At 41.7% G+C, this 22,683-nt stretch carries 26 protein-coding genes; 4 read left to right on the top strand and 22 right to left on the bottom strand.

Going from position 1 to position 22,683, the window contains the following annotated elements; genetic code table 11:
- Positions 1-236: 236 nt before the first annotated feature.
- From AYJ08_RS16530 to AYJ08_RS16515, 4 genes are read right to left on the bottom strand one after another with little or no spacing between them, the layout of a single operon-like run.
- A complete protein-coding gene (locus AYJ08_RS16530) occupies positions 237-1,058 on the bottom strand; it encodes an SPL family radical SAM protein (RefSeq protein ID WP_064018642.1) in 822 nt (273 codons plus the stop codon).
- Between the two features lie 58 nt (positions 1,059-1,116).
- Entirely contained in the window at positions 1,117-1,830 is a 714-nt protein-coding gene (locus tag AYJ08_RS16525; protein ID WP_031414855.1) for a 2OG-Fe(II) oxygenase, read from the bottom strand.
- Positions 1,823-2,371: a methylated-DNA--[protein]-cysteine S-methyltransferase gene (locus AYJ08_RS16520; RefSeq protein WP_064018641.1), complete on the bottom strand. Its 549-nt coding sequence runs from the start codon at positions 2,369-2,371 to the stop codon at positions 1,823-1,825. Before AYJ08_RS16520 ends, AYJ08_RS16525 begins: the two co-directional genes overlap by 8 nt.
- A complete protein-coding gene (locus AYJ08_RS16515) occupies positions 2,355-2,966 on the bottom strand; it encodes a bifunctional transcriptional activator/DNA repair enzyme AdaA (protein WP_064018645.1) in 612 nt (203 codons plus the stop codon). The genes AYJ08_RS16520 and AYJ08_RS16515 overlap by 17 nt, the downstream gene beginning before the upstream one ends.
- 146 nt (positions 2,967-3,112) lie before the next feature.
- On the opposite strand from AYJ08_RS16515, the gene AYJ08_RS16510 reads away from it, so the two are divergent.
- A complete protein-coding gene (locus AYJ08_RS16510; protein WP_082890996.1) occupies positions 3,113-4,219 on the top strand; it encodes an Ada metal-binding domain-containing protein in 1,107 nt (368 codons plus the stop codon).
- A 183-nt stretch (positions 4,220-4,402) separates the two neighbouring features.
- On the opposite strand, the gene AYJ08_RS16505 is transcribed toward AYJ08_RS16510, so the two are convergent.
- The 8 genes from AYJ08_RS16505 to AYJ08_RS16470 form a co-directional block, all read right to left on the bottom strand.
- Positions 4,403-5,329 carry a DMT family transporter gene (locus AYJ08_RS16505; protein ID WP_064018640.1) on the bottom strand — a complete coding sequence of 309 codons (927 nt, stop codon included), beginning with the start codon at positions 5,327-5,329 and terminating at the stop codon, positions 4,403-4,405.
- Positions 5,330-5,374: 45 nt separating this feature from the next.
- Positions 5,375-6,040 (bottom strand): GntR family transcriptional regulator, encoded by a 666-nt coding sequence (locus AYJ08_RS16500; RefSeq protein WP_064018639.1) that lies wholly within the window; start codon positions 6,038-6,040, stop codon positions 5,375-5,377.
- A 261-nt stretch (positions 6,041-6,301) separates the two neighbouring features.
- Positions 6,302-7,318: an NADPH dehydrogenase NamA gene (namA, locus tag AYJ08_RS16495; protein ID WP_064018638.1), complete on the bottom strand. Its 1,017-nt coding sequence runs from the start codon at positions 7,316-7,318 to the stop codon at positions 6,302-6,304.
- Positions 7,319-7,366: 48 nt separating this feature from the next.
- Positions 7,367-8,236 carry an LLM class flavin-dependent oxidoreductase gene (locus AYJ08_RS16490; protein WP_064018637.1) on the bottom strand — a complete coding sequence of 290 codons (870 nt, stop codon included), beginning with the start codon at positions 8,234-8,236 and terminating at the stop codon, positions 7,367-7,369.
- Between the two features lie 117 nt (positions 8,237-8,353).
- Positions 8,354-8,659: an ArsR/SmtB family transcription factor gene (locus AYJ08_RS16485; RefSeq protein ID WP_031414845.1), complete on the bottom strand. Its 306-nt coding sequence runs from the start codon at positions 8,657-8,659 to the stop codon at positions 8,354-8,356.
- A 61-nt stretch (positions 8,660-8,720) separates the two neighbouring features.
- Positions 8,721-9,266: a phosphodiesterase gene (yfcE, locus tag AYJ08_RS16480; RefSeq protein WP_031414844.1), complete on the bottom strand. Its 546-nt coding sequence runs from the start codon at positions 9,264-9,266 to the stop codon at positions 8,721-8,723.
- Positions 9,267-9,317: 51 nt separating this feature from the next.
- The gene (locus AYJ08_RS16475; RefSeq protein WP_064018636.1) at positions 9,318-10,154 is read right to left on the bottom strand and encodes a protein phosphatase 2C domain-containing protein; all 837 of its coding nucleotides are present in this window, start codon (positions 10,152-10,154) and stop codon (positions 9,318-9,320) included.
- Positions 10,155-10,303: 149 nt separating this feature from the next.
- A complete protein-coding gene (locus AYJ08_RS16470; RefSeq protein WP_064018635.1) occupies positions 10,304-11,533 on the bottom strand; it encodes a D-alanyl-D-alanine carboxypeptidase family protein in 1,230 nt (409 codons plus the stop codon).
- Positions 11,534-11,719: 186 nt separating this feature from the next.
- On the opposite strand from AYJ08_RS16470, the gene AYJ08_RS16465 reads away from it, so the two are divergent.
- Complete coding sequence (locus AYJ08_RS16465; RefSeq protein ID WP_064018634.1) at positions 11,720-13,099, top strand: class II fumarate hydratase; 1,380 nt, start codon at positions 11,720-11,722, stop codon at positions 13,097-13,099.
- A 107-nt stretch (positions 13,100-13,206) separates the two neighbouring features.
- On the opposite strand, the gene AYJ08_RS16460 is transcribed toward AYJ08_RS16465, so the two are convergent.
- From AYJ08_RS16460 to AYJ08_RS16420, 9 genes are all read right to left on the bottom strand, one after another.
- Positions 13,207-14,040 (bottom strand): GTP pyrophosphokinase, encoded by an 834-nt coding sequence (locus AYJ08_RS16460; protein WP_064018633.1) that lies wholly within the window; start codon positions 14,038-14,040, stop codon positions 13,207-13,209.
- 140 nt (positions 14,041-14,180) lie between these two features.
- Entirely contained in the window at positions 14,181-15,167 is a 987-nt protein-coding gene (cbiB, locus tag AYJ08_RS16455; RefSeq protein ID WP_064018632.1) for an adenosylcobinamide-phosphate synthase CbiB, read from the bottom strand.
- Between the two features lie 2 nt (positions 15,168-15,169).
- Positions 15,170-15,865 (bottom strand): adenosylcobinamide amidohydrolase, encoded by a 696-nt coding sequence (locus AYJ08_RS16450; protein ID WP_064018631.1) that lies wholly within the window; start codon positions 15,863-15,865, stop codon positions 15,170-15,172.
- Positions 15,853-16,491: a histidine phosphatase family protein gene (locus AYJ08_RS16445; protein WP_064018630.1), complete on the bottom strand. Its 639-nt coding sequence runs from the start codon at positions 16,489-16,491 to the stop codon at positions 15,853-15,855. Before AYJ08_RS16445 ends, AYJ08_RS16450 begins: the two co-directional genes overlap by 13 nt.
- Positions 16,485-17,255, bottom strand: a complete 771-nt coding sequence (gene cobS / locus AYJ08_RS16440) for an adenosylcobinamide-GDP ribazoletransferase (RefSeq protein WP_064018629.1) — start codon at positions 17,253-17,255, stop codon at positions 16,485-16,487. Before cobS ends, AYJ08_RS16445 begins: the two co-directional genes overlap by 7 nt.
- Complete coding sequence (gene cobU, locus AYJ08_RS16435) at positions 17,252-17,848, bottom strand: bifunctional adenosylcobinamide kinase/adenosylcobinamide-phosphate guanylyltransferase (protein ID WP_064018628.1); 597 nt, start codon at positions 17,846-17,848, stop codon at positions 17,252-17,254. Before cobU ends, cobS begins: the two co-directional genes overlap by 4 nt.
- A gap of 16 nt (positions 17,849-17,864) precedes the next feature.
- Positions 17,865-18,968, bottom strand: a complete 1,104-nt coding sequence (gene cobD, locus AYJ08_RS16430; protein ID WP_064018627.1) for a threonine-phosphate decarboxylase CobD — start codon at positions 18,966-18,968, stop codon at positions 17,865-17,867.
- A 59-nt stretch (positions 18,969-19,027) separates the two neighbouring features.
- A complete protein-coding gene (cobT, locus tag AYJ08_RS16425; RefSeq protein ID WP_064018626.1) occupies positions 19,028-20,092 on the bottom strand; it encodes a nicotinate-nucleotide--dimethylbenzimidazole phosphoribosyltransferase in 1,065 nt (354 codons plus the stop codon).
- A 133-nt stretch (positions 20,093-20,225) separates the two neighbouring features.
- Positions 20,226-20,504 carry a hypothetical protein gene (locus tag AYJ08_RS16420; RefSeq protein ID WP_031414830.1) on the bottom strand — a complete coding sequence of 93 codons (279 nt, stop codon included), beginning with the start codon at positions 20,502-20,504 and terminating at the stop codon, positions 20,226-20,228.
- 237 nt (positions 20,505-20,741) lie between these two features.
- Between AYJ08_RS16420 and AYJ08_RS16415 the strand changes: the two genes are divergently transcribed.
- Both AYJ08_RS16415 and AYJ08_RS16410 read left to right on the top strand, forming a co-directional pair.
- Positions 20,742-21,728 carry a hypothetical protein gene (locus tag AYJ08_RS16415; RefSeq protein WP_064018643.1) on the top strand — a complete coding sequence of 329 codons (987 nt, stop codon included), beginning with the start codon at positions 20,742-20,744 and terminating at the stop codon, positions 21,726-21,728.
- A 41-nt stretch (positions 21,729-21,769) separates the two neighbouring features.
- Positions 21,770-22,435: a hypothetical protein gene (locus tag AYJ08_RS16410; protein WP_064018625.1), complete on the top strand. Its 666-nt coding sequence runs from the start codon at positions 21,770-21,772 to the stop codon at positions 22,433-22,435.
- Between the two features lie 103 nt (positions 22,436-22,538).
- On the opposite strand, the gene AYJ08_RS16405 is transcribed toward AYJ08_RS16410, so the two are convergent.
- Positions 22,539-22,683, bottom strand: a 145-nt coding sequence (locus tag AYJ08_RS16405) for an alpha/beta-type small acid-soluble spore protein (RefSeq protein ID WP_064018624.1), incomplete at its 5' end; no start/stop codon positions are given.

The raw sequence follows: 22,683 nt of genomic DNA, 5'->3' as shown, positions 1-22,683 counted from the left end.
ACCTATGTTAATAAAAAATTGCTCTCATATTCTTCAAGACACAATGACAATCCTAATGTTTTCAAATTGTATGAAAGGTAACTTACTTTTAATGGAAATCACCCCTGCTACAACAACCATTTGGAAAACTATTTTGGAAAATTTCGAGCCGTACTCCAATTGATTATTCATTTTCACACAAAAAAATAGCCTCCCTAACAGGACGCTACATGCTACTAAACTAATCGTTGAATTTTTCAGTAAGGAGCAAACCCCTTCTGACTTAAGAATACCTGATCAGTGGGAAAAACACGTTTAAATCGCTCATACACCAATTTATAGGCAGAGGGATGATACCATTCGAATAGATTTAGCTTATGATAGAGCGAGTCGATCCCCAGATTCCTAGTTCGTCTTCCTCCACTACCGTCCCCCATAAAATAATCATCTATACAGATGCGATCAACCAACATTCGTAGCTTATCAGGGAATTCTTCACTGCTGGGCAATAGTGGAGCAATGGTTGCCTGGGTCGGTACACCTGCATCTGCTAAACGCTGAAGTGCCTTTAATCTGGCAGGAATAGGTGGTGCATGAGGTGTAAAATGCTTACGGATATCCTCTCGATCCGTCTCTATGGTCATGCTTACTCGAACCTTCTTCTCTAATCGTAATAATAAATCAATGTCTCGACTAACAAGAGGACTGCGGGTCTGGATAAATAAAAAATCAGGAGGGTTCTCCAGCATGACCTCCAAAAGAGATCTTGTCACCTTTTCCTTATGTTCAATTGGTTGGTAAGGATCTGTGCTCGATGACATGAATATAGTTACCTTCCCTTTGCTTTTTTCCCTTCTGAGCTCCTTACGTAATACATTTGCCGCTTCCTGTTTGATGTCCACCCAGGTTCCCCACTCCTCCTTACGAAATATTGATACAGGCATTTGCCGTACATAGCAATAGGAACACCCAAAGGAACAACCAGTATAAGGATTCAACGAATGAGTGTAATCGGAAAGAAAGCCTGTCCCTTTATTTAGCAGTGTTTTGGGATATTTATAAAAAAACTCACTCTTCATCTCAGTCGCCCCTTTTGCTGCATATTAGCATGTTTTAGGTATATTTGTTAGGCACAGATCACTTTGCATCATGAAAAATAATACCAAGCGTATATCTTGTACCAGAAGTAATCGTGCTGACACCATGCCTTATCTTGGTCTTATAATAACCTCGTGAACCTAGTACAGGCCGATTATTAGTAGGAAAAATTAGTCCTGATCCTTGTTCTAGGGTTATCACATGCCCTCGACTTTGCGCCCTTGGCCGTTGTTCCAGCAACAAAAACTCGCCGCCTGTATAATCTATCTCTTTTTGAGAGAGGGCGAATACTACTTGAAATGGAAAGTAGACATCTCCATACAAGTCCTGATGCAGACAATTATAACCTCCAGCTTCGTATTTAAGGATTAAGGGTGTTGATCTTGTCTGCCCCTGCTGATGGCATTCAGTGAGAAATTCTGAGAGCAAAGGTGGGTAACATGCCTCATGATCAAGCTGCTTCAGCCATCGATTAGCCGTTTTAGCCAATTCAGGATAGAAGCCTTCACGAAGCTGTTGCAACAAATCAGGAAGGGGAGCTTGATAATATTTATACTCCCCGATGCCGAATCGAAATCTAGCCATATCAATCGTGTTCCGAAAATACTCTTCTTTTTCATACGTGTTAATTATTTCATTACATTCCTTCTTCGCTAAGAAAGCTGGAATTGTAGCATAGCCCTGTTCATCCATCGTCCGTTGCACTTTATTCCAATCTATGGCGGCAATCCGTTCTGTGAGGCAATCAGGCATATTGCTTACTCTCCTCTATCAAACTATTTTCATTTTCGAAGCTCAGAAGCTTGGTTTTCATTTCCAACCCACCCCGATAGCCCGTAAGTGAGCCATTTTTCCCAATCACCCGATGGCAGGGAACCGTAATTAAAACAGGATTAGCACCAATTGCTGTGCCCACAGCACGCACTGCATTTGGTTTTTGTATTTGAAGCGCAATATCGGAGTAGGAACGGGTTTGCCCATATGGTATTTCACAAAGGGCATTCCACACCGCAAGCTGAAATGGCGTACCATATAAATCAAAGTCTATAGAGAAGTCTTTACGATTGCCTTGAAAATACTCAACCAATTCTGCTGCATAGCCTTGTAAATTTTCATTACTATGCACCAATTCACCTTTCGGAAACCGATTCCTTACCCAATTCACCAATTCCGCAAAAGGATGATTTTGCGAACCTACATAACAAAGTCCCTCCGCTGTAGCAGCAATGTATAGGTTCCATTCCGAATGCACCAGCCTTGAATAATAAATGATCTGTTTACTTTTTGCTGTCACTTTGCAACACCTCCATGTCCTTATTTAACTGACGAAATTTTTTAGGCGTCTGTCCTGTTACTTTCTTAAACAAAGTGATGAAGTACGGTGTGTTGGGCATCCCCACAGTCATTGCAATGTCGGTAATCGTCTTATCAGATTGAATGAGATAATCCATGGCTTTATTTATTCTTGTCTGTTGAATATATTCAATTGGGGTCATTCCCTTAATGCGTTTAAATGTTCGATGCATATGATAAGGACTTCCATGACATATATCTGCTAATAGTTCTAGCGTTAATACCTCACTGTAATTCTTTTTGATATAATCCGTAATCTGTGCCACCCATTCAACATCAGGCAAACGTTGTCCTGTTGGCTTGCACCGCTTACAAGGTCGAAAATTTTCTGACAGCGCCTCTTCTGCGCTAAAAAATATTCGAACATTTTCCTTTTTAGGCTCTCTAGACCTGCAAGAAGGCCTGCAAAAGATACCTGTAGTTTTCACCGCATAAAAAAATATATCATTGTACGATGCATCGTTATTAATGATTGCTTGCCACTTTTCATCGGTTAGATAATGATACTTCTCTCCTTGCCTTTGGATATCTCTCATCTGGTTCACCTCCATCCACAGTATACCCTCCAGAACGAACCTATGTGCGATTTTATGATTGTAATAGCAAGATAGTGAAATTTTATAGAAGCCTTTTATGTTACAACTAGTAGTGTGCTTGTATTGCATGGAATGGAGGATTTTTCATGGAAAAAACAACCAGTTGCCCAAAGTGGGATGCTCCTTATTTCACTGGTAAAAAAATAGAGAAGATATATTGTTTCCCATGGTGTATGGAAAAGTTTCATCCAGAAAACACGATTCGATTTCAGTCGCGAGCGAATGCTGAACAGGCAGGATACCGGCCTTGTAAAAAATGCTGTTCCACTCTTCCTATAGGCGCTTGGACGGATAAACAGAGTGAGCTAACACTGGTTGTGCCAAAGGAATTCAGCTTTAACGAAAATATGAAATATTTATCAAAAGAGCCTAATGAATGCTTATTTTATTGTAAAAACCAACGAATTTACAGAGCTATTCCCATTGAAGAGGAAACACCTGTAGTAGAAATACGCTCAGATCAGGATAACATGCTGCATATTCGCTTTCTAGGGACTACAATGCCATCCTGCAAATGGATACGAGCCGAGGTAGCCCGTTATGTAAGAGATTGGTTTGATTTGGATACAGACTTGCGCCCTTTTTACGATTTGGCTAAATCAGATGCATTGCTACAAAGAGCAGTTACTCATTTTACTGGCTTACGAAATATTGGAATTCCTGATCTGTTCGAAGCAATCTGCTGGGGAATTATCGGACAGCAAATCAATCTGCCCTTCGCTTATACGCTGAAAAGACGACTGGTGGAAGCCTTTGGCCGAAGCATTGAATGTGATGGTGAAACGTATTGGATATTCCCCTCCCCGCATGATATCGCTGCTCTGACAATGGAAGACTTGAAGGGATTACAAATGACAGGTAAAAAATGTGAGTATTTGATTGGTGTAGCTCAGCTTATGGTGGAAGGTAAAATAACCAAAGAGCAATTAGGAAACTGCGGAGATTATAAAAAAGCGGAAAACATGCTTGTCAAAATCCGTGGCATTGGACCATGGACTGCTAATTACGTTTTAATGCGTTGCCTGAGAATGCCCTCCGCTTTTCCGATAGATGATGTAGGTTTACACAATGCGATTAAATATCTTCAGGGCACTCTACAAAAGCCCACGAAAGCAGAAATTTTAAAACTTTCTGCGACATGGACAAATTGGGAAGCCTATGCCACCTTTTATTTGTGGAGATTTCTCTATTAGTCATAGCTGTATAGCCGTATCAGATGAACTGTTCAGCAGTGTTATAGCTTAGTGGAGTCAAAAACGGAGGTATTCAGGAATTTGCCCCTGCAGAGAACAGCTTTTCTTTTTTATTCATAAAAACACGAAGCCAGTATTCCCTATCGGGATACCGGCTTTTTTCGTTTCGATAAATTGGAGGAGCTAATTGGTCCTAGCTGTTTCCTTATGCCCACCCAAGGATAGGATGGCAATGGTAATAAGAATACACAGGGTACCCAACCAATCCGTTAAACCAAAGGGTATCTGCAGCCAAATCACTGATAGGACGGCGGCAGAAACAGGCTCTACACAAGCTAATAAACTAGTTTCGGGGGCACTAAGGTACTTAAGACTTTCCAAATAACAGTAAAAGGCAATCAGTGTTCCAAATAGTACAATAAACAGTACGGCTAGAGTGGAAGAAATCGACCATTGTCCCTCCAGCCTCCAAGGGGGATGAACAAAACTAAAGCCGATACCTCCTATTAGCATCGCCCAGCCTACTACGATAGCTGCTCCCCATTTAGCAAGAAGCTTATGTGGATGTAATGTATAGAAAGCCAATGCTACCGCCGAGGCTACTCCCCAGAATAATGCTAATCCAGAAATAGAAAGGCTATTGATGCTTCCATGTGTAACCAGTAAGAACGTTCCTAATAAAGCTAGAACGACAGCTAGTAATTCTTTTAAAGTGGGTAGCCTTTTTAGACGAATCGCCACGTAGCATGTAATTAGCACCGGGGCCAAATATTGAAGAATAGTAGCTGTCGCTGCATTTCCATGCTTAATAGCTGCAAAATAAGTATATTGAACAGCTAACATTCCTAAAATACCAAACAAGATAAGGCTGAGTCGCTCTTTGGTATTTTTCCATATGCCCCAGATATTTTGTTTCTCTTTTCTATAGGCAACTGCTAATAGAATAATACCCGACAGTAAAAGACGTATAACGACTAACCACTCAGGACTGAAGCCTTGTTGCTGAAACAAATATTGAGCAACAGTCCCAGATATTCCCCACAGCATAGCCCCTGTTAGTACGAGGGTAACTCCGAATTTTCTCGACATTGCAATCTGTTCCGTTTTCATATGGTCTCCTCACTGATCTGTTCATCTTCAAGATTATTAATATCATTACATCAGCTGATATACTTCTTTCATAGGACGCAGCCAATTTTGTTCCATAATCTCTGCAGCTAGTTTTCCATTTTTCTGGACAAAAGCTTGTACGATTCTCTCATGTTCATCAATAGACTCTTCCTTAGGAATGTGCTGTTGCTTAAAAAAGATATATTCTAAGCGTTGAATATGCAGCTGAAGAACAGATGTAAAATTGATGATATATGGATTGTCCACAATTTCTAAAATACATGTATGAAATTGACTATCCATTTCTACAATTTTTGGTACATCTTTTTCGCAGATTGCCTGTTTATAGCTGGCATTGATCTCGTTTAATATGACAATTTGCTCTTCTGTAATTGCAGTCGCAGCTAATTTGGCCGCTAATGCTTGAAGTGAAGCAAGTGGTAAATACATTGTCTCTACATCTTCTTTTGAAACAGTAGTAACTCTTGTATCCCGTCCTCGATATGTTTCAATAAAGCCTTGGACCTCTAGTAGCTGAAAGGCTTCCCTCACAGGAGTCCTGCTCACCCCGATCGCTTCTGCAATTTCAGCATCATATAGCTTCTCCCCTGGCTCTAAGGTTCCATCGATAATCCAGCTTTGTAGCTGACGAAAGGCTTTTTCTTTCGCAGTTAATCGAATAGAAGAAGTGTAATTCTTAGGAATTGGCATAGTAACCCCTCTTTATGAAATCGTTTAGATTTTATTTAAATTATCAGAAATATATTTCATATATATACTATAACTTATAACATTTTATCTTTAAGGTCAAACTAATTGCTGGTTTTCTATACATTCTTAAAGTATCATAGATCGATTTAGGCAATCATTTTACAAAAAAAAGCTAGAATCCTATATGCTAAAAGGATTACTAGCTTCTCATGGTTAATCTATTTACAGCTTGTAAGAAATTGATGTGGTCACAATTTTAGCTTACCAGCCCCTTTGATACTGTCTAGGTGCCTCAATCTCTACTTGTAATTCATCTGCCGCACCTCTAGCCCAGTATGGATTTCGCAGCAGCTCGCGGCCTAAGATGATTATATCTGCACGATTATTTTGTAAAATCTCCTCTGCCTGTAACGGAGAGGTAATTAACCCTACAGCACCAGTGGGGATGTTCGCCTCTTCTTTGATCTGTTCTGATAATTTTACTTGATAGCCTGGATACACATTAATAGCTGCCCGTACAAGTGCACCAGAGCTAACGTCAATGAGATCCACGCCCTGGTCTTTCATCCAAGCTGCGAATTGTACGTGATCCTCGATGGTTAAGCCTCCTTCTGTATAATCGGTAGCGGAGACACGCACCATCAATGGTCCTTCCCAAACACTTTTTACCTCTGTTATTACTTCGGATAACATGCGGTATCTATTTTCCTGAGAGCCCCCATATTCGTCTGTTCGTTGATTAGAGAGCGGCGATAAAAATTCATGTAATAAATACCCGTGCGCCGCATGAATTTCAATGACATCAAAACCCGCTTGTTTAGCTCTCACTGCACCTTGCTTAAATGCTTCTATTGTCTGTTTGATTTTTTCAACTGACATTTCTTCTGGAACACGGCTGCTCTCATCAAATGCAATCGCAGATGGTCCATAGATGGAACCAGGAACCTCTGCTTTACGCCCAGCATGGGCTAATTGAATTCCTATTTTAGCTCCGTACTGATGTGCTTGCTCGACAATTTTATGTAATCCAGCTATGTGGTTGTCATTCCATATCCCCAGGTCAAATTCCGAAATCCGTCCCTGTTCTTCAACAGCAGTTGCTTCCACGATTATAAGACCTACCTGTCCAACTGCGCGCGTTGTATAGTGTGTAATATGAAAGTCGGTAGCTTTTCCGTCCTTTTCAGTTACAGAATACATGCACATAGGAGCCATGACAATCCGATTTTTCAATGTAACCTCTTTTAATTGATAGGGTTGAAATAATTTAACAGTCATCCTACTTCCTCCTCGATTTTGTTTTTTTGCATATATTTGAATGATTTTTTAGCGGTATGGTTTACCCGTATCGGCTTCAGAAACAGCCTGCTGTAATAAAGCATAGGATCGTTTACGGGCATTTATATCATAAATAGGAGAAACGGCCATCAATTCTTCAATCGGATATCGCTCTTGTAGCGCTCTGATTTTGAGGGCAATGGTTTTTACAGATCCGATTAGAATAGAATGCTTCATTGCTTCTAACTCAGCCAGTACTTTCGGTTGCATAAGACGTGATGATGCTTGAAATGTACGTAGATAATGACTGATAGCCTGATCCATCGCCCCTGGCTGGGAATTGATAAAATGAGCAAATGCATATGGCAATCCCAATTGACCAGCTACAATTCCGCTATTGTCACTAGATCCAAGCATCCAGATTTCAGGCTTATGCGATGGGACTGGGGTAGCTTTCAATCCTGGCAAAGGCTGCTTTTCCCTCCATTTGTCATCAATATAGCTAGTCAGATGCTGGACTTGCTCTGGAAAGGTATCAATATCGCGCGCCTGTAAATCCTGTAGAGCTCTAGTTGAAAGCGGCATTCCCCCTGGAGCACGGCCAATTCCTACGTCAATACGCCCTGGAGCCAAAGCACTTAAAACATTAAAATTTTCCGCCACTTTATAAGCACTGTAATGAGGAAGCATTACACCCCCCGACCCGACACGGATTCTTTTCGTTTTTGCCGCTACATAAGCGATAAGAACTTCTGGTGAAGAACCAGCCAGTGCTTCGGAATGATGATGCTCAGACACCCAATACCTGTGATACCCAATTTCATCTACGTACTGCGCTAGCTCAGTCGTTTGCTCCAAAGCTAGCTCTGGGGTTCCTCCCTCTATTACATACGATTGATCCAGTACACTAATTTTCATGGGTCTCTCCTTTTGAAAATGCTTCATGTGTAATCGCTGCAGCACTATAAATCGGTATATCGGAAATTTTCGATATTAGCTTAAAAAAGAAAAATGAAACGGTGTTCCACTCTTCTTTTACAACTCCTCTCGGAAGTATGTAGCCAGCTTCTGCAGCATTTCTTCATTTCTGCGGTAGTACGTCCATTGGCCAAAGCGTCTAGCCTCTAATAACCCCGCCCGTTGCATAATCGCTAGGTATTGTGACGTGGTTGATTGAGAAAGACCTGCTTTTTCTTGAATTTGTCCTACACAGATTCCTCCTGGAAAATTCTCATAATTACAGGAGGATGGCGGAAAGTGCAGCTCTGGCTCCTTTAACCAATGTAACATTTGCAATCTGGTTTCATTTGATAAAGCTTTAAAAATCATAACATAATCCATACTGTTGATTATATCGACATTTTCCGATATGTCAATAGTAGCATTCATTTTCAAATCAGTTCTAGATAAGTGAAGTCTCCATATACACTTCTCCATTCAACCTTTTAATCCAGAACTGATCACCCTCAATCACTCCATATGTATGCGGATGATTCTCTTTAGGAATAGCTACAGAACCAGGATTTAGTATAAACAGATCTCCTTTTTTCTTGGCCATCGGGATATGTGTGTGACCATGAATTAACACATCTCCAGCCGATAATGCTGGATGATGATCCTCATGATAAATATGTCCATGTGTCACAAAAATACGCCGTTTATCCATAACGATTGTATGAGAATCACTCATAATCGGGAAATGAAGGAGCATTTGATCTACTTCTGAATCACAATTTCCACGCACAGCTACAATGCTGTCAGCATACCTATTTAGTAGATTGGCTACTTCAGAAGGATTGTATCCATCTGGCAGAGCATTGCGTGGTCCATGATACATCACATCTCCCACTAGGATGATATGGGTTGCTTGCTCTCGTTCAAATGCTTCTAGGGCTGCTTTCGCATAGGTCAAAGAACCGTGGATGTCTGAGAGAAAAAATAACTTCATGCTGATTACCACCTTTTCATTTGGTTCATTCCCCATTATACCAATCTTCGCTTATAGTGTAAGAATAATACCCGTTTTGTCATCAGACGTTTTAAATCTTGGGTATTTCACACATTCTGGATCGCTTCCTTCTAGCTTTGTTAAGGCTTTTGCATAGTTTTCGAGTCCCATCTTTATTATTTTATGAACCATCCTTGACCAATCCCGCTTTTCCTGATTGGCTAGCGGCCAAAACAATCCGTCTGTAATTATGACCACATGCTTTACTCCAGCACGATTTATTCTGCCATATTCCACATATTCTATGGCTTGTTTCTCTCCGTTTAGTACGCCGTAGCCATGCGGTTCATTTTGCAATTCACGATTTTGAATAATCAAATCTCGAATGATCAAGCTTAATTCCGTGTGAGATAGTAAACCATTCTCAATACCCTCGCACCATTTTTGCAATGTGTGTTCTTCCAGTACTTCCACTTGTGGACGAGTTAATATCCGTACATTGTCATTTTCATATACAGCAAAAATCATGCAATCTCCCGTCTGAGCATAAGATATGCCGTTCTTCTCGATTGTCACGATTCCAACTGCGGCTCCCCAAAGATTCTGTTTGGAAGAAAGATCAATTCCGGCCTCCTGCATATGTAGGCGTATAAGCAAATTAGCAGTCGATATGTGCTCTTGCAGCGGAATCTGACGATGTATCTGTGTAAAATAACGAGCAATGGTTGTTGAAGCCAAGTATCCATCGGTCTGTTTAAGATCATTCATGAAACCATGTAATGAAGTAACACCATCAACCACACCAAATAGAGGGAGGGTTGGATGAACAATCAACGCATCTTCGTTTAAATAGCCGATACCCTTGCTAGTAAACGTTTCCATTCTCATTATAGTACCCTCCTACATTCTTCTATGTATCTGTTTATATTTTAAATAATCATACTTATTTTTCTATTATAACTTTTTTCTGCAAAAAAAGAACAACCGGCTTGTCCGATTGTTCTGTCGCATCTATCGCTCATAGAGCTTGTATATTTTTAGTTCGCTCGTTTTCTCAGCACCACATTATTCGTACGCCTCGTACGTCGTTTCGCGCGTAATAAACGAATGAAGAAAAGGATGAAAAACAAGTTAAGTAACGCCCAGAATACGACAACACCATAAAGAGCAATTGGATTATGAGTAGGAGCCTGCTCGCCTTCCTCTGAAGTAGACACTGCCGTCGGGAGTACTTCAGGTTGCAGATGTAGCCTTCTCTCTTCTCCGTTGGATAAAGTCAATACAAGGTCCCCGTTGCTAAGTAGCTTTTGTTCGTATGTAGTCTGCTTGGGAACCGTGATGAATAAATCCTTATCCGTATAAAAGTTTGCTGCTTTCTCTGTATCATTCTGGGGTTGATACACCAGATACTGTCCTGCATTTACGATCTTTTTCGATTCATAATTTGCAAAGCCAAAATCGAGCATTTTGTGGACATCCTGATAGCTAACCACATTAGATGGTGCCTTCATGGTAACGGCGATCAGTTCTGTATCACCGCGTTTAGCTGTAACCACCAAAGTATTTCGTGCTTGATCCGTGAAGCCATTTTTTAAACCTGTCGTTCCCTCATAAGTAGTTAGCATTTTATTATGATTGACCAGCACGGTATCCCATTCTTTTTGGTGCCATTCATAACGTTTTGTACCGGCAATTTCACGTAAGAGGGGATTTTTCATAGCATACTGTGCAATCTTAGCCATGTCAGCAGCAGTTGTGTAGTGATTCTCATCATGCAATCCATGTGGATTTGTAAAATGAGTATGTTTCACTCCCACTTTTTCTTTTAAAAATGCATTCACTTTTTCAGCAAAAGCTTCTGTGGAACCAGCCATATGCTCGGCAATCACAATGGCAGCATCATTACCTGAATTTAAAATCAACCCAAAGAGTAAATTCCGCATGGATACTTGTTCACCCTCTGCTAGATAGACCCGGGAACCTTCTACCGTTCTCGCCTTATTAGAAACGGTGGCTATATCATTAATATTTCCGTTCTCAATAGCATAAATAGCGGTGGCGATTTTGGTAATACTAGCAGGAAATAAATACTGCTGGGGATTTTTCTCAAATAGCACGGTTCCTGACGAGCCATCTATGAGAATGGCACCCTCCCCTTTTATTTCTTCAAGCGGCAGGGCTGGTGGCTGCGCAGCGTAACTTGGCTGAATTCCAAACGTAATCAGAGAAATACCGATTGCCAAGAACGTTTTCATCCATTTTTTCATGCTTGTAAAATCCTTTCTACGAACAAGTTACCTCACCACTCTATCAAATGGAAAAGGCATTGAACAAGTGCAATTTTGGACATTCTATCGATAAAATGCTGGGGAAAATGGGTAAAAATGTTGTATTAACGGCATTTCTAGCTTTTCATTATTAACATAATTTTTTTTGTGGAAAGGGTGTTACAAATGGATGAACGCATCAGCAAAGACACATTAGGTGAGGTATATATCCCTCGATCTGTATATTACGATGCGCAAACCACACGCGCTATCCATAACTTCCCCATTAGCGGACTTCGTTTGCCACGAGCCTTTATTAAAGCGCAAGGAATCATCAAGGCCTCTGCGGCTGTTGCAAATACAGAGGTAGGGAACTTACCCGAACATATTTCTAAAGCTATTGTTACAGCCGCAGAAGAAGTGATTGATGGCAAATGGGACGATCAATTTGTAGTAGATGTCTATCAAGCTGGCGCGGGTACCTCTCAAAATATGAATGCAAATGAGGTTATCGCAAACCGCGCGATTGAAATATTAGGCGGTCAAAAAGGAGACTTCACACTTGTCCATCCTAACGATCATGTGAATATGGCACAATCAACGAATGACACGATACATGTCGCCATCAATATTAGTGCTGTCGAGATGATAAAAAAAGAATTGTTGCCATCTCTTCAGCGACTTCATTACGCTCTAAAACAGAAGGCCAGACAATTCGATCCCATTATCAAATCAGGACGAACCCATTTACAGGATGCTGTTCCAATCCGACTAGGGCAGGAATTTGGTGGCTATGCAGCAGCACTCGTAACTGCTGAAAAAAGTATTCGCCATGCTCTGCTGGAGCTATACGTGATTGGTATCGGGGGGAATGCGGTAGGTACTGGGATTAACGCTCATCCTGAGTACGCTGATCGAACATTACGCGAGATTGTGCTTCGAACAGATCTACCATTTAAAAAGCCGCGTGATCGGTTCGCTTTTATGCAAAACACTTTAGGAGCCATTCAAGCAAGCCATGCTGTTAAGGAGCTCGCGATTCATCTATTAAAAATCTCAAGCGATCTACGCTTACTTGGTTCAGGGCCACGCACTGGACTTGGCGAGCTGATCCTGCCTGCTGTTCAGCCTGGATCATCTATTATGCCAGGCAAAGTAAATCCTGTGATGGCTGAGATGATGTATATGGTTTGTGCTCAGGTAATTGGTAACGATGCCACAATCACAGCGGCTACGATGGGTGCTCAATTGGAGATTAATGTTATGATGCCAGTTATTGCATATAACCTGTTACATTCCATTCAAATTTTGACGAACGCAATGGAAGTTTTCCGTGCAAAATGTATAGAAGGACTACAAGCGAATGCAGAGCGTTGTCAGTACTATGTTGAGCAGAGTACGGCGCTTGCAACGTCACTTAATCCTGTAATCGGCTATGAGAAAGCCGCCAAAATCGCCAAGACTGCTTATCAAGAGAAAAAAACGGTCAGAGAAATCGTTGCGAGAGACACCGAATTGACAACAACCGAAATCAATGAGTTATTAAATCCTGAACGGCTCGTCTAAACCGAACCTAACCAGTAGCTTATCGACAAACATTAATCTATGCTATATTGATAGTAAAATAGCCTCGTCACGTAGACTGAGGCTATTTTTTGTTATACCTGCATCTGTTATTTTCCAAACCGTTTGCTTAACAGTTCATTGATCATACGGAATTTTGGATTATCCAGAAAAGCTTCTTCATACCCAATAAAGTGTTCCTTGTATAACGCTTCAGCTGATTCAAAATCTTGTTTGACATAAAGGGAGAAGATTTCTTCCAATCTTTCTTCCATATCAGTGTCAAGCTCTGGTGGGGTCATAATTTCCTGACGTAAACTGTTCATCAGCTCATCTAACTGGTTAGTGACAGTTGAAGCAATATGCAGTTGCTCTAATACGTCGGAAGGAATATTTCCGTCATATTTATAGCGTAATTCATGCTCATTTGTTGCCCAAAAGTTCATGCCCAACGTCCGGATTTGTACCTCACAAGGCAAGACTTTCTTTTCACTACCATGGTACACCGTATAATCACCAATCATATGAATACTACGATAGCCAGATTCTTTCGGATTGGTAATATAGTCTTTAACGTCATGCACCACAAAATCTTCCCGTTCCATCAACAGATTCTGCACTTCCCGCACATCATCAATATAGCGACAAACGACACGGATACCAGCGATGTCGGTAATTTCCTCACACAATCTTTTTTCCCAATCATCTTGGGCAAAATCAATGCCTCTAAGAAGGGCTTTTCGTAATAGACTATCTGTTTTCTTGACTCGCCCAACTACAAATTCAATTGGAGAGTAGCGTCCGCCTTTTAGAAAACCATATTTTATTCCTTTTACCTTTAGCTTTAATTCGTCAACAACCTGCTCATACGGATTTAAAATGGTGACGAGTCGGTTTAATACTTTTTTGGGTATGCGAGCTTTTATGTTTTTAATTTCGCTCATAGGTTAAGAACCCCCATCAATCTCGGATGACACGATAGTCTAGCATTTCTTTTATAGTATTTCGACGTAGCAGCAAGAAATCCTGCCGTTTTCGTGTCGAAATCATGCAAACTCCAACCTTATTCGGACCGATCCTTCTTTTAGTATAAGAGCAACCCTCGCAAAATGAAAGCGCATAAGGCATAGCAAAAAGTGGTTGCATACAGAATCTGAATGGTTTGTTTAATATGTTCAGCATGAAGCTCCACCTTTGGTGTCCCCATGAGTGCACGGTGAGAAACAACCCCTTGATAGGTATTGGTTCCGCCTAATTGAATGTGTAGGGCACCAGCAACAGCCGCTTCACTCCAGCCACTATTTGGACTTGGGTGCTTGCTTGCATCACGGATTCCTGTTTTCCAGGCGTCTTTCCAATTCTTTCCCAGTAAGAACGCTGCTAGGATTAAAAAGATAAAGGTGATCCGAGCGGGAATATAGTTACAGATATCATCTAGCCGCGCGGAAGCCCAGCCAAGGTGCAAGTATTTCTCATTTTTATAGCCTACCATTGAATCTAGCGTATTAACCGCCCTATATGCCATAGCGAGCGGGGCCCCGCCTAGCATGGCAAAAAATAAGGGGGAGGTTACTGCATCCACAATGTTTTCCGCTACTGTTTCCACAGTGCCACGTGAAATTTCCTTCTCATCCAACTGCTCTGTATCACGCCCAACTACCATGGACAATTGAAATCGAGCTTCTCCTAGATCGCCCTTCTGTAAAGCAGCATATATCTTTTGCCCAGCCTGAGCCAGTCCTTTAGTAGCAATTGTGGTAGCAATCAACACAACCTCGGCGATAAAAGACAGCCACGGATGAATGCTAGCGAGTCCCTTTAACAAATAATAGGGAACGAAAAAAGCCAAGCCAACAACTACCACTGGAAACAAAAGACCTAGCAATCGACCTGAGAGAAAGGCCGAACGCCCGCGGTTAACAAGGGACTGATATACTGGTCGAATGCGACAATCCAGCCAGCTAATCACTTTTCCCATGCCAATCACGGGGTGTGGAATCCAACGTGGATCACCAATAATGAGATCTAATAGATAGGCACATAACAAGCTAGTTCCTAGCATTATTTCCATAATTATTCTGCACTCCTACGCTCTTTTCGATTTTGCTCACGGGTAAGCGCCATGCGAGTTGCATCCGTTACTGCACAAGCGATTGCATGGCCCAAGTTCGTAGCAGTTCCAGCATAGGGATGGACGGACTGATAACGTGATTGGTCACATGTAGCCGCTACTACAATAGCATCAGTGGTGGTTCCTGTCGCACCCCTGCCCTCTCCATCGCTAATTCCCATTTCTGCCAATGCAATCGTTTTGGCTTCTGTTGCTGTAATAACAGCATTTACAAGAGCCCCGTCTGTCAAATTCCCATCAATGAATACGACCGTATTAATCGTACCTGCTGCATAGGCATTATAGCGCTGTTCTACGGTACCTGCTCTGGCTGCATTGCCGACACCGGTGGTCACAATTGCACAAAGCTCAAATTCGTCTCCCTTTAACGTAGAGACTCCTAAATCCTCCACACAAGCTGCTGTCAACAATCCAATCGTTTGTTCAGGTATAGCTTGATTTTGCAAAACAAACCTTCTAATATCCTCCTGAGGATTATCTGATAAGTAGCTCTTTCCCACATACTGGTTTAAGATCCACTTCGCCTCGCTAATTCCACCACCAAACACAGCACTAGAGCAGGCACGAAAGCCTTTCGGATAATGAATAAGCACCCGTTTCTCGTTTACATCCAAATACCAATCTTTTATAAATTGCATGTTTCCCACTCTCCGTCTTCCCGACAACACGTAACCAGAAATTGCCCATGTCCAATGGACGAATCAAAATAACGACCTGGATCATTTTCCAATAACAGAGCAGAAACCAAGCGCAGCATTCCACCATGAGTAACCACCAGTAAAATTGGTTCTTTCTGAAGGCTCTCTTCAGTACCACTCGAATAACAGTTTGTCTGGGTACAGTAAGGGCTGATTTCTCTATTTACGAATTGCTCTAGCCGCTTTTGTAATTCAAGTAATTTCTCCCCGCCAGGAGGGGCAACATTCCACGGGTTATCATAAAATTGATAAATTCTCTCCCGATCCATTCGCTCGATCTCCTGGTACGTCAATCCTTCCCATTCACCGAAAAACACCTCTCGTAAGTCACTACTGGTGTGGACCGGAAGTTTTGGGTGAAATTCTGCCACGATAGCCGCTGTTTCCTTTGCTCTCATTAAATCACTTGAAAAAATAGCTGTGAGAGGTTGATTCGCTAAGAATTTTGCGACCTGCTGCGCCTGTGCGACTCCTTTGTTCGATAAAGGTGCATCGTAGTGTCCAATATATTGTTTTGCCAGATTTTCAGCCGTTACAGCATGACGTAACCAAATAACTTTTACCATCCGACAAAACCTCCGTGATACAGGTAGCTGACCGCCCCAAGAAGCAATACCATTTCAATGCATTCAATTTGTGCCCCATAGGTATCGCCCGTTAAGCCGCCCAGCTGTTTGACAATCATTCGGTTAAACAGATAGTGCGTGACCACCGTGAGTACGAAAAAAATGATCGCTAATTGGTATCCAACTAAAACGATAGCGACAAGACATGAGATAACGATTGAAATGATAATGTGCTTCATTCGCACATGCTCTCTAAATCCAGAAGCCAATCCCTTTCCCTTATGCAAATAAGGCCAAAAATAAACGCATCCAAGTAAAGAAACACGAGCTGCAAATGGAATAATAATCAATAAGTAACTAAGTGACAGCAAAGGTACGCTAGTCGTGATCCAATATAGCGACACCACCTTTACCGCTAATAAAAGAACACAAGCAAGGACTCCCATTGCTCCCACTCGGCTATCTTTCATGATTTCTAGCATCCGTTCACGTGAACGAGCAGAACCGAGCCCATCAGCGGTATCCATCCAACCATCTAAATGCAGGCCGCCAGTTATATAGACCCAAGATGCTATCACTACAAGTGAAAGGAGAATATCAGGAAAAAGCCACTGAGCAATTCCTGCGATTCCCGCTAAACAAATTCCTATTACCATTCCCACATAAGGATAATACTTTACGCTTTGATACCAATCCTGCTCTGTCGCTTGAAAGCGTACCGGAATGCGCGTAAGAAAGGTTAAGGCGCTCCAAAACGCATTCATTTGTCTCTCGCCTCGCTCCCCTTAATCTTCATCGGGATACCAGCCACTACCAGATATACTTCATCAGCATATTGTGCTACAATCTGATTCGCGAATCCAGTAATATCCTGAAATGCCCTACCTAATTTAGATAACGCTACCCCACCTAATCCCACTTCATCACTTACCACTATCCATGTCCGATCTAAGGAGCGCATAGCAGATACACAAGAGATGACTTGTTGTTGACAAGCTTGCCGGATGGCGGACTTACTTAGTTGATCTTCAGGCATCTGCATTAATACGTTCGCAATCCAGCCTGAGAATGTGTCCAATAAAACAATCGACGACTCTGAAGCTGCTTCATGCGCATCGGCTTCAGCCATGGTCTGGATCGCCGCCTGTAATTCATACGGCTCCTCCATCGTCTCCCAATTATTCTCTCTTCGTTCCCTGTGCAAATGAATCCGATTCTGCATCTCTTCATCCCAAGCTTGCCCTGTTGCAAGATACACGAGGGTTCCACCATGCTCCTGCTTCTGTTGTTGGGCCAGCCTTTCAGCAAAAGCACTTTTTCCTGATCGAACGCCACCTGTAATAAGAATGATCCTCATGATACCTTCGCTCCTTTTATCTCCTAGTTGACAGGATTTGTAGGGATTCACGGAACACGCTTACCATTCGTTCATTCTCTTCCTGTGTTTTTATCGCAAGTCGTATATATCCTTCACCTAAACCTGGATACATACTACAATTTCGAATTAAAATGCCTCTTTTCGCCATCTCTTCCTGAAGAAGATGAGATGGAGTAGAGTCTATATGAACTAATAAGTAATTGGTTTCGCTCCTAAAAGTTGTAACCCCCGGTAGTGCTTCAAGAGATTTTAGCAAGTTCTCTCTTTGCGCAGCAACATATTCCTGCGTTCGCAGTACGTAATCATGCTGCTGAAGTAAGAATTCACCTGCCACTTGGGCCAAATGGTTCACACTCCACGAGATTTGTTTAGCTTTTAGACGTTTGATCACTTGCTCTTGCCCAATGACGTAACCGAGTCGCAGCCCTGCAATTGCGTACATTTTAGTCATAGAGCGAAATAAAAGCACATGGGGAAGCTTGTGTAAGTCAGTTGCCAAAGAATGCTCTTCAGTTTGATTTACAAAATCCAGAAATGCTTCGTCCACACAAAGGTAGGTATTGTGTTGTTCACAAGCAACAGCCACCTTTTGTAATTCGTTACGTGGTAAAAAATTCCCCGTTGGATTGTTAGGATGTCCAATAAACAGCATATCCACCTGTTGCACAAAGCCGCATAGCTCTTCGACATCAGGTAAAAACTGCTGTTCTTTTGTTGTAAATAACATGCGTATCTCACAGTCAGCTTGCTTGGCAATCGCTTCATATTCCGAGAAAGAGGGACAAATAATCCCTACAATTCGTGGCTTGAGAGCAGAAACCGCCAAGTGCAAGCACTCAGCAGCTCCATTCCCTACCAAAATATTTTCCGGTTGTATATGAGATCCAAGCGAACTTGCTAACGCTTTGCGAAGATTACGGCATGTAGGATCAGGATATCTAAGGACCTGTGGTAGCGCTTGCTTCAAGATTGAAAAAAGCTGCTCAGGAGGTCCAAATGGATTAATATTTGAACTATAATCAAGAATACGATCAGCCTCTAGCCCAAAGGACTCTGCAGCAGTCCATATGTCGCCACCATGTCCAAAACGCTCTATCATAATCATGCCCCTCTTCTTTAATGCCTCACCTAATCTCAGTTGAACGATCTTTGGATCAATTACTCTGGATCAGGTAGACCTAAATCAGAGTAGGTAGCCATTTCTTGCAGTACACGACAAGCAGAATCCATCATTGGCATAAATAATGTAGCTCCAGTTCCTTCCCCTAAACGCATATTTAAGTGAAGAGATGGACGAATTCCTAAGTCTTCCAGAATATATTGATGGGCAGGTTCCACTGATAAATGAGTGGCCATAAGATAAGGAATAATTGCTGGTTGAAGACGTGCAGCTACCAATGCCGCCGCAGAAGCAATCACCCCGTCTAATAGTACAGGAATGCGAGAAAGAGCAGCACCAAGCGTTACCCCAGCCATCCCGGCAATCTCTAAGCCACCTACCTTAGCAAGTACATCCAACGCATCGTCTGCCTGAGGCTTATTTACCTCAATGCCGCGTTGAATTGCTTCACGTTTGATTAAAAGAGATTTGTCATTTATACCCGAACCTCGTCCTACCAAACCTTCTTCCAGCGGACGGCCTAATAATACACTGGTAATCGCCGCACTAGGCGTTGTATTTCCGATTCCCATCTCACCAAGAGCGATGACATTACTGCCTTTTTTCGCCAGCTCCTGCGCTGTTTCAATTCCGACCAAGATCGCTTGTGCAGCTTCTTCTCTGCTCATTGCTGGGCCTTTAGCAAAGTTGTTTGTTCCTGCTTTCACTTTCCTATTTATTACATTCTCAGGTACTTCCGCTGCTTTAGATCCAATGTCAACTACTGTTACTTCGGCTCCCACTTGTCTAGCTAACACGTTTACTGCTGCTCCAGCGTTGATGAAGTTAACCATCATGAGTTGAGTCACTTCCTGAGGGAATGCGCTTACACCCTCGTCCACAATACCATGATCGCCACACATGACCACGACATCCTTGCGCCCGATACGCGGTTTAGCTTGTCCTGTAATACCTGCTAACTGAACAACTATATCTTCTAAAACACCTAGACTGCCAACAGGTTTAGTCAAACGTTTTAGTTCTTTTTTTGCTTGCTCGGCTGCTACCAGATCTATGGCTGGTATCGTATGTATTACACCAGATAATTTATCGCTAAAGCTCATGTCAAATTCCTCCTCAGATGTCTAGGTCGATTGCCCGTTTAGTATAAATATCTTACTTTTCTAGTATAGCAGAATAAAAGAAAAAAGGGTTGGCTTCCTCACCACCACCCCACAAAATCCACAAATTATTCACTTATATTTTTTTGTTATCGGAAATAACGTCCAAAATACTTTGCAAACTGGTCAGCTTCTCATTTACTTTACGTGTCTTTTCGGAAATGCTCTGTAAATTAACAAGGGATGCGAGAGAGGTTCTCTGTTGTCTCTTTTTTTCCTTTTCCCATTGCTCTAAATATTTATCCATCGTCGCAGGATTGCTTAACACTCTGGCAACACGTGTTGGCTTTTGCTTTAGCCACGCTTCAAATTCAGGATAATCACGCAAAATTCGTTTTGCGGTACTTTTTTTCACTGACTATTTCCCCTCTCCTGTGCATTATTGATAAGCACATGATTTCTCTACTACCATATGACTAGTCCGCTCATGCCGTTTGTGTGAATGACCAGTGCAACAAGAAAGGGCTAAAATCTAGGGCAAATGTGGAATTATCCATGAAAAGGGCTCTTGTTTACAGCAAGAATGTCAGGGGATACATATACATGCATTGTAAATATCTTGATTGGTCAAATGAAAGGGGCTATGTATAACATGTTCGATATCACCACTTTACAGTCTCTGGTCGGCAAGACTGTGCGCCTCTATAGAGGTGGAGCTGAATCAATACGTGGAATCCTACTGGCTGCCAAATCAAACTACCTCGTTCAATTAACAGAAGATAGCCAAGTCTTGTACTATTATTTGCCGCCGCTCACTAGTATTGAAGAGGATTTTCGAAACCCGCCATTTGAAATTAAAAAAGGAATCCCTCAGGAGGTTATCGAAGCTGAATCATACGAACAGCTATTAAAATCGCTAGTTAATAAAAGAGTAAGAATTAATCAAATTGGGAAAGATTCTTACACGGGATTACTTCGTTTCGCTGGCACAGACTATGTAGTCCTGCAAACCGAAAAAGAGACATTTGTCTATTATCAGCTAAGTGAAATCAAATCCATAGGTATTCTAGAAAAAACACATGGGCGTTCCCAAAAGGATGGAACTCATTCCAAATTTGGAACTACAAGCCCTTTATATCAACTTCATCATGCACCTAATTTCTCCGCTTTATTAGCCAAATTACGAAATACATTCGTTCACGTTCATTTCACTAGTTATGAACCGATCTCAGGAATTCTGACAGAAACTGATCAAAATCAAATTGCCTTAGTCCATAATAAAGAACTCGTCTGGATTTCGAAAGCAACTATTGCTAGTTTAACAACAACAACATCATCATCAACATCATCATCATCATCATCATCTGACACTGTCTTCCCTGTAGCTAATCAGAGACGTGTAGGTAATCAGAGACATGTAGGTAATCGAGAAGTTTTCTGTCTGCATGTTAAAAAACGCGATAGACATAAACGAAAGCACTTCTCCACACCACCTGCAGTAAGAATTCATCCAAAAAAGAAGCCCTCAAAGCATCAAATTTCGTTAAAAACACAATATCCTTTCAAGCAAGGAGGAAATTCCCTCCAAGCTGTTACCATAAAATTGCCAGGTGTGTCTTATCCAAAATGGAAAAGATAGATGTTACTTTCCCGTTCTCCTAGGAAAGGAGGAAGCTCCTCTTGGAACCCATCTCTCCTTTTTTAAATCAGTTTGTTGAAGTAATATTACCTGAGAATAATAACTTAGTAGGCAAGGTGATGGATCAAGGGATTGATATCCTCGTTTTATATGATGGTACGCGTTACATCTATGTACCTTGGATTCATGTAAAATCAATCAAGCGGATAAGCTCTGATCTAGTCAATACTTTTGAGCTACAAGAAAGTCCAATTCTTTTAAATAAAGAAGCTTTATCTTATCGGAATATTCTGAATAATTCAAAGGGCTTGTTTCTAGAAATTAATGTAACAGGTTCACACTCTTTGCACGGATATGTAACGGCTATACTAAACAATTATCTAGTGTTCTATTCCCCGGTCTTTAAGACTATGTTTATTTCCCTCCATCATGTAAAATGGCTGATCCCCTATAGCCGAAGCTTTACCCCCTTCTCTCTTAGTCATCATCTACAGATTAAAGCATCTCAAATTCCGCTTTCTCGTTCTTTTGAAGAACAGATGAAACGGCTGGAAGGAGAACTTATTATACTTGATACAGGTGATGAACCTGACAAGATTGGAATAGTTAGCCGTTTAGAAAACAATCTGTTAGAGCTTATCAATATAACGGGTGATCGAACCAATTGGAATGTACAGCATATTAAAACGATTCATCTTCCTTCCTAACAACTCTGCAAAAAGTAAAGGAGGATCGGTGCTTAAAGGCAACCGACCCTCCTTTTCGTATGAGGGTTTTCATCCCTCATCATCCACGTATGCTGTTGTTTAATTAGCGAGCTAGTTGTTGCTCAGCGAAAGAAACAAGGCGCTTCGTGATTTCTCCACCAACAGATCCGTTTTGGCGAGAAGTAGTGTCTGGTCCCAATTGTACGCCGAATTCAGTAGCGATTTCGTATTTCAATTGGTCAAGAGCT

Origin of the sequence: Brevibacillus sp. SKDU10 (genome assembly GCF_001645205.1) — a bacterium.
Lineage (GTDB): Bacteria > Bacillota > Bacilli > Brevibacillales > Brevibacillaceae > Brevibacillus_B > Brevibacillus_B halotolerans.
This window is presented reverse-complemented; position numbering and strand designations above follow the sequence as displayed.

Coding starts and splice junctions, on each gene's coding strand:
- AYJ08_RS16530 (WP_064018642.1), bottom strand. CDS start 1,058: ATGAAGAGTGAGTTTTTTTATAAATATCCCAAAACACTGCTAAATAAA.
- AYJ08_RS16525 (WP_031414855.1), bottom strand. CDS start 1,830: ATGCCTGATTGCCTCACAGAACGGATTGCCGCCATAGATTGGAATAAA.
- AYJ08_RS16515 (WP_064018645.1), bottom strand. CDS start 2,966: ATGAGAGATATCCAAAGGCAAGGAGAGAAGTATCATTATCTAACCGAT.
- AYJ08_RS16510 (WP_082890996.1), top strand. CDS start 3,113: ATGGAAAAAACAACCAGTTGCCCAAAGTGGGATGCTCCTTATTTCACT.
- AYJ08_RS16505 (WP_064018640.1), bottom strand. CDS start 5,329: ATGAAAACGGAACAGATTGCAATGTCGAGAAAATTCGGAGTTACCCTC.
- AYJ08_RS16500 (WP_064018639.1), bottom strand. CDS start 6,040: ATGCCAATTCCTAAGAATTACACTTCTTCTATTCGATTAACTGCGAAA.
- namA (WP_064018638.1), bottom strand. CDS start 7,318: ATGACTGTTAAATTATTTCAACCCTATCAATTAAAAGAGGTTACATTG.
- AYJ08_RS16490 (WP_064018637.1), bottom strand. CDS start 8,236: ATGAAAATTAGTGTACTGGATCAATCGTATGTAATAGAGGGAGGAACC.
- AYJ08_RS16485 (WP_031414845.1), bottom strand. CDS start 8,659: ATGGATTATGTTATGATTTTTAAAGCTTTATCAAATGAAACCAGATTG.
- yfcE (WP_031414844.1), bottom strand. CDS start 9,266: ATGAAGTTATTTTTTCTCTCAGACATCCACGGTTCTTTGACCTATGCG.
- AYJ08_RS16475 (WP_064018636.1), bottom strand. CDS start 10,154: ATGAGAATGGAAACGTTTACTAGCAAGGGTATCGGCTATTTAAACGAA.
- AYJ08_RS16470 (WP_064018635.1), bottom strand. CDS start 11,533: ATGAAAAAATGGATGAAAACGTTCTTGGCAATCGGTATTTCTCTGATT.
- AYJ08_RS16465 (WP_064018634.1), top strand. CDS start 11,720: ATGGATGAACGCATCAGCAAAGACACATTAGGTGAGGTATATATCCCT.
- AYJ08_RS16460 (WP_064018633.1), bottom strand. CDS start 14,040: ATGAGCGAAATTAAAAACATAAAAGCTCGCATACCCAAAAAAGTATTA.
- cbiB (WP_064018632.1), bottom strand. CDS start 15,167: ATGGAAATAATGCTAGGAACTAGCTTGTTATGTGCCTATCTATTAGAT.
- AYJ08_RS16450 (WP_064018631.1), bottom strand. CDS start 15,865: ATGCAATTTATAAAAGATTGGTATTTGGATGTAAACGAGAAACGGGTG.
- AYJ08_RS16445 (WP_064018630.1), bottom strand. CDS start 16,491: ATGGTAAAAGTTATTTGGTTACGTCATGCTGTAACGGCTGAAAATCTG.
- cobS (WP_064018629.1), bottom strand. CDS start 17,255: ATGAATGCGTTTTGGAGCGCCTTAACCTTTCTTACGCGCATTCCGGTA.
- cobU (WP_064018628.1), bottom strand. CDS start 17,848: ATGAGGATCATTCTTATTACAGGTGGCGTTCGATCAGGAAAAAGTGCT.
- cobD (WP_064018627.1), bottom strand. CDS start 18,968: ATGATAGAGCGTTTTGGACATGGTGGCGACATATGGACTGCTGCAGAG.
- cobT (WP_064018626.1), bottom strand. CDS start 20,092: ATGAGCTTTAGCGATAAATTATCTGGTGTAATACATACGATACCAGCC.
- AYJ08_RS16415 (WP_064018643.1), top strand. CDS start 20,742: ATGTTCGATATCACCACTTTACAGTCTCTGGTCGGCAAGACTGTGCGC.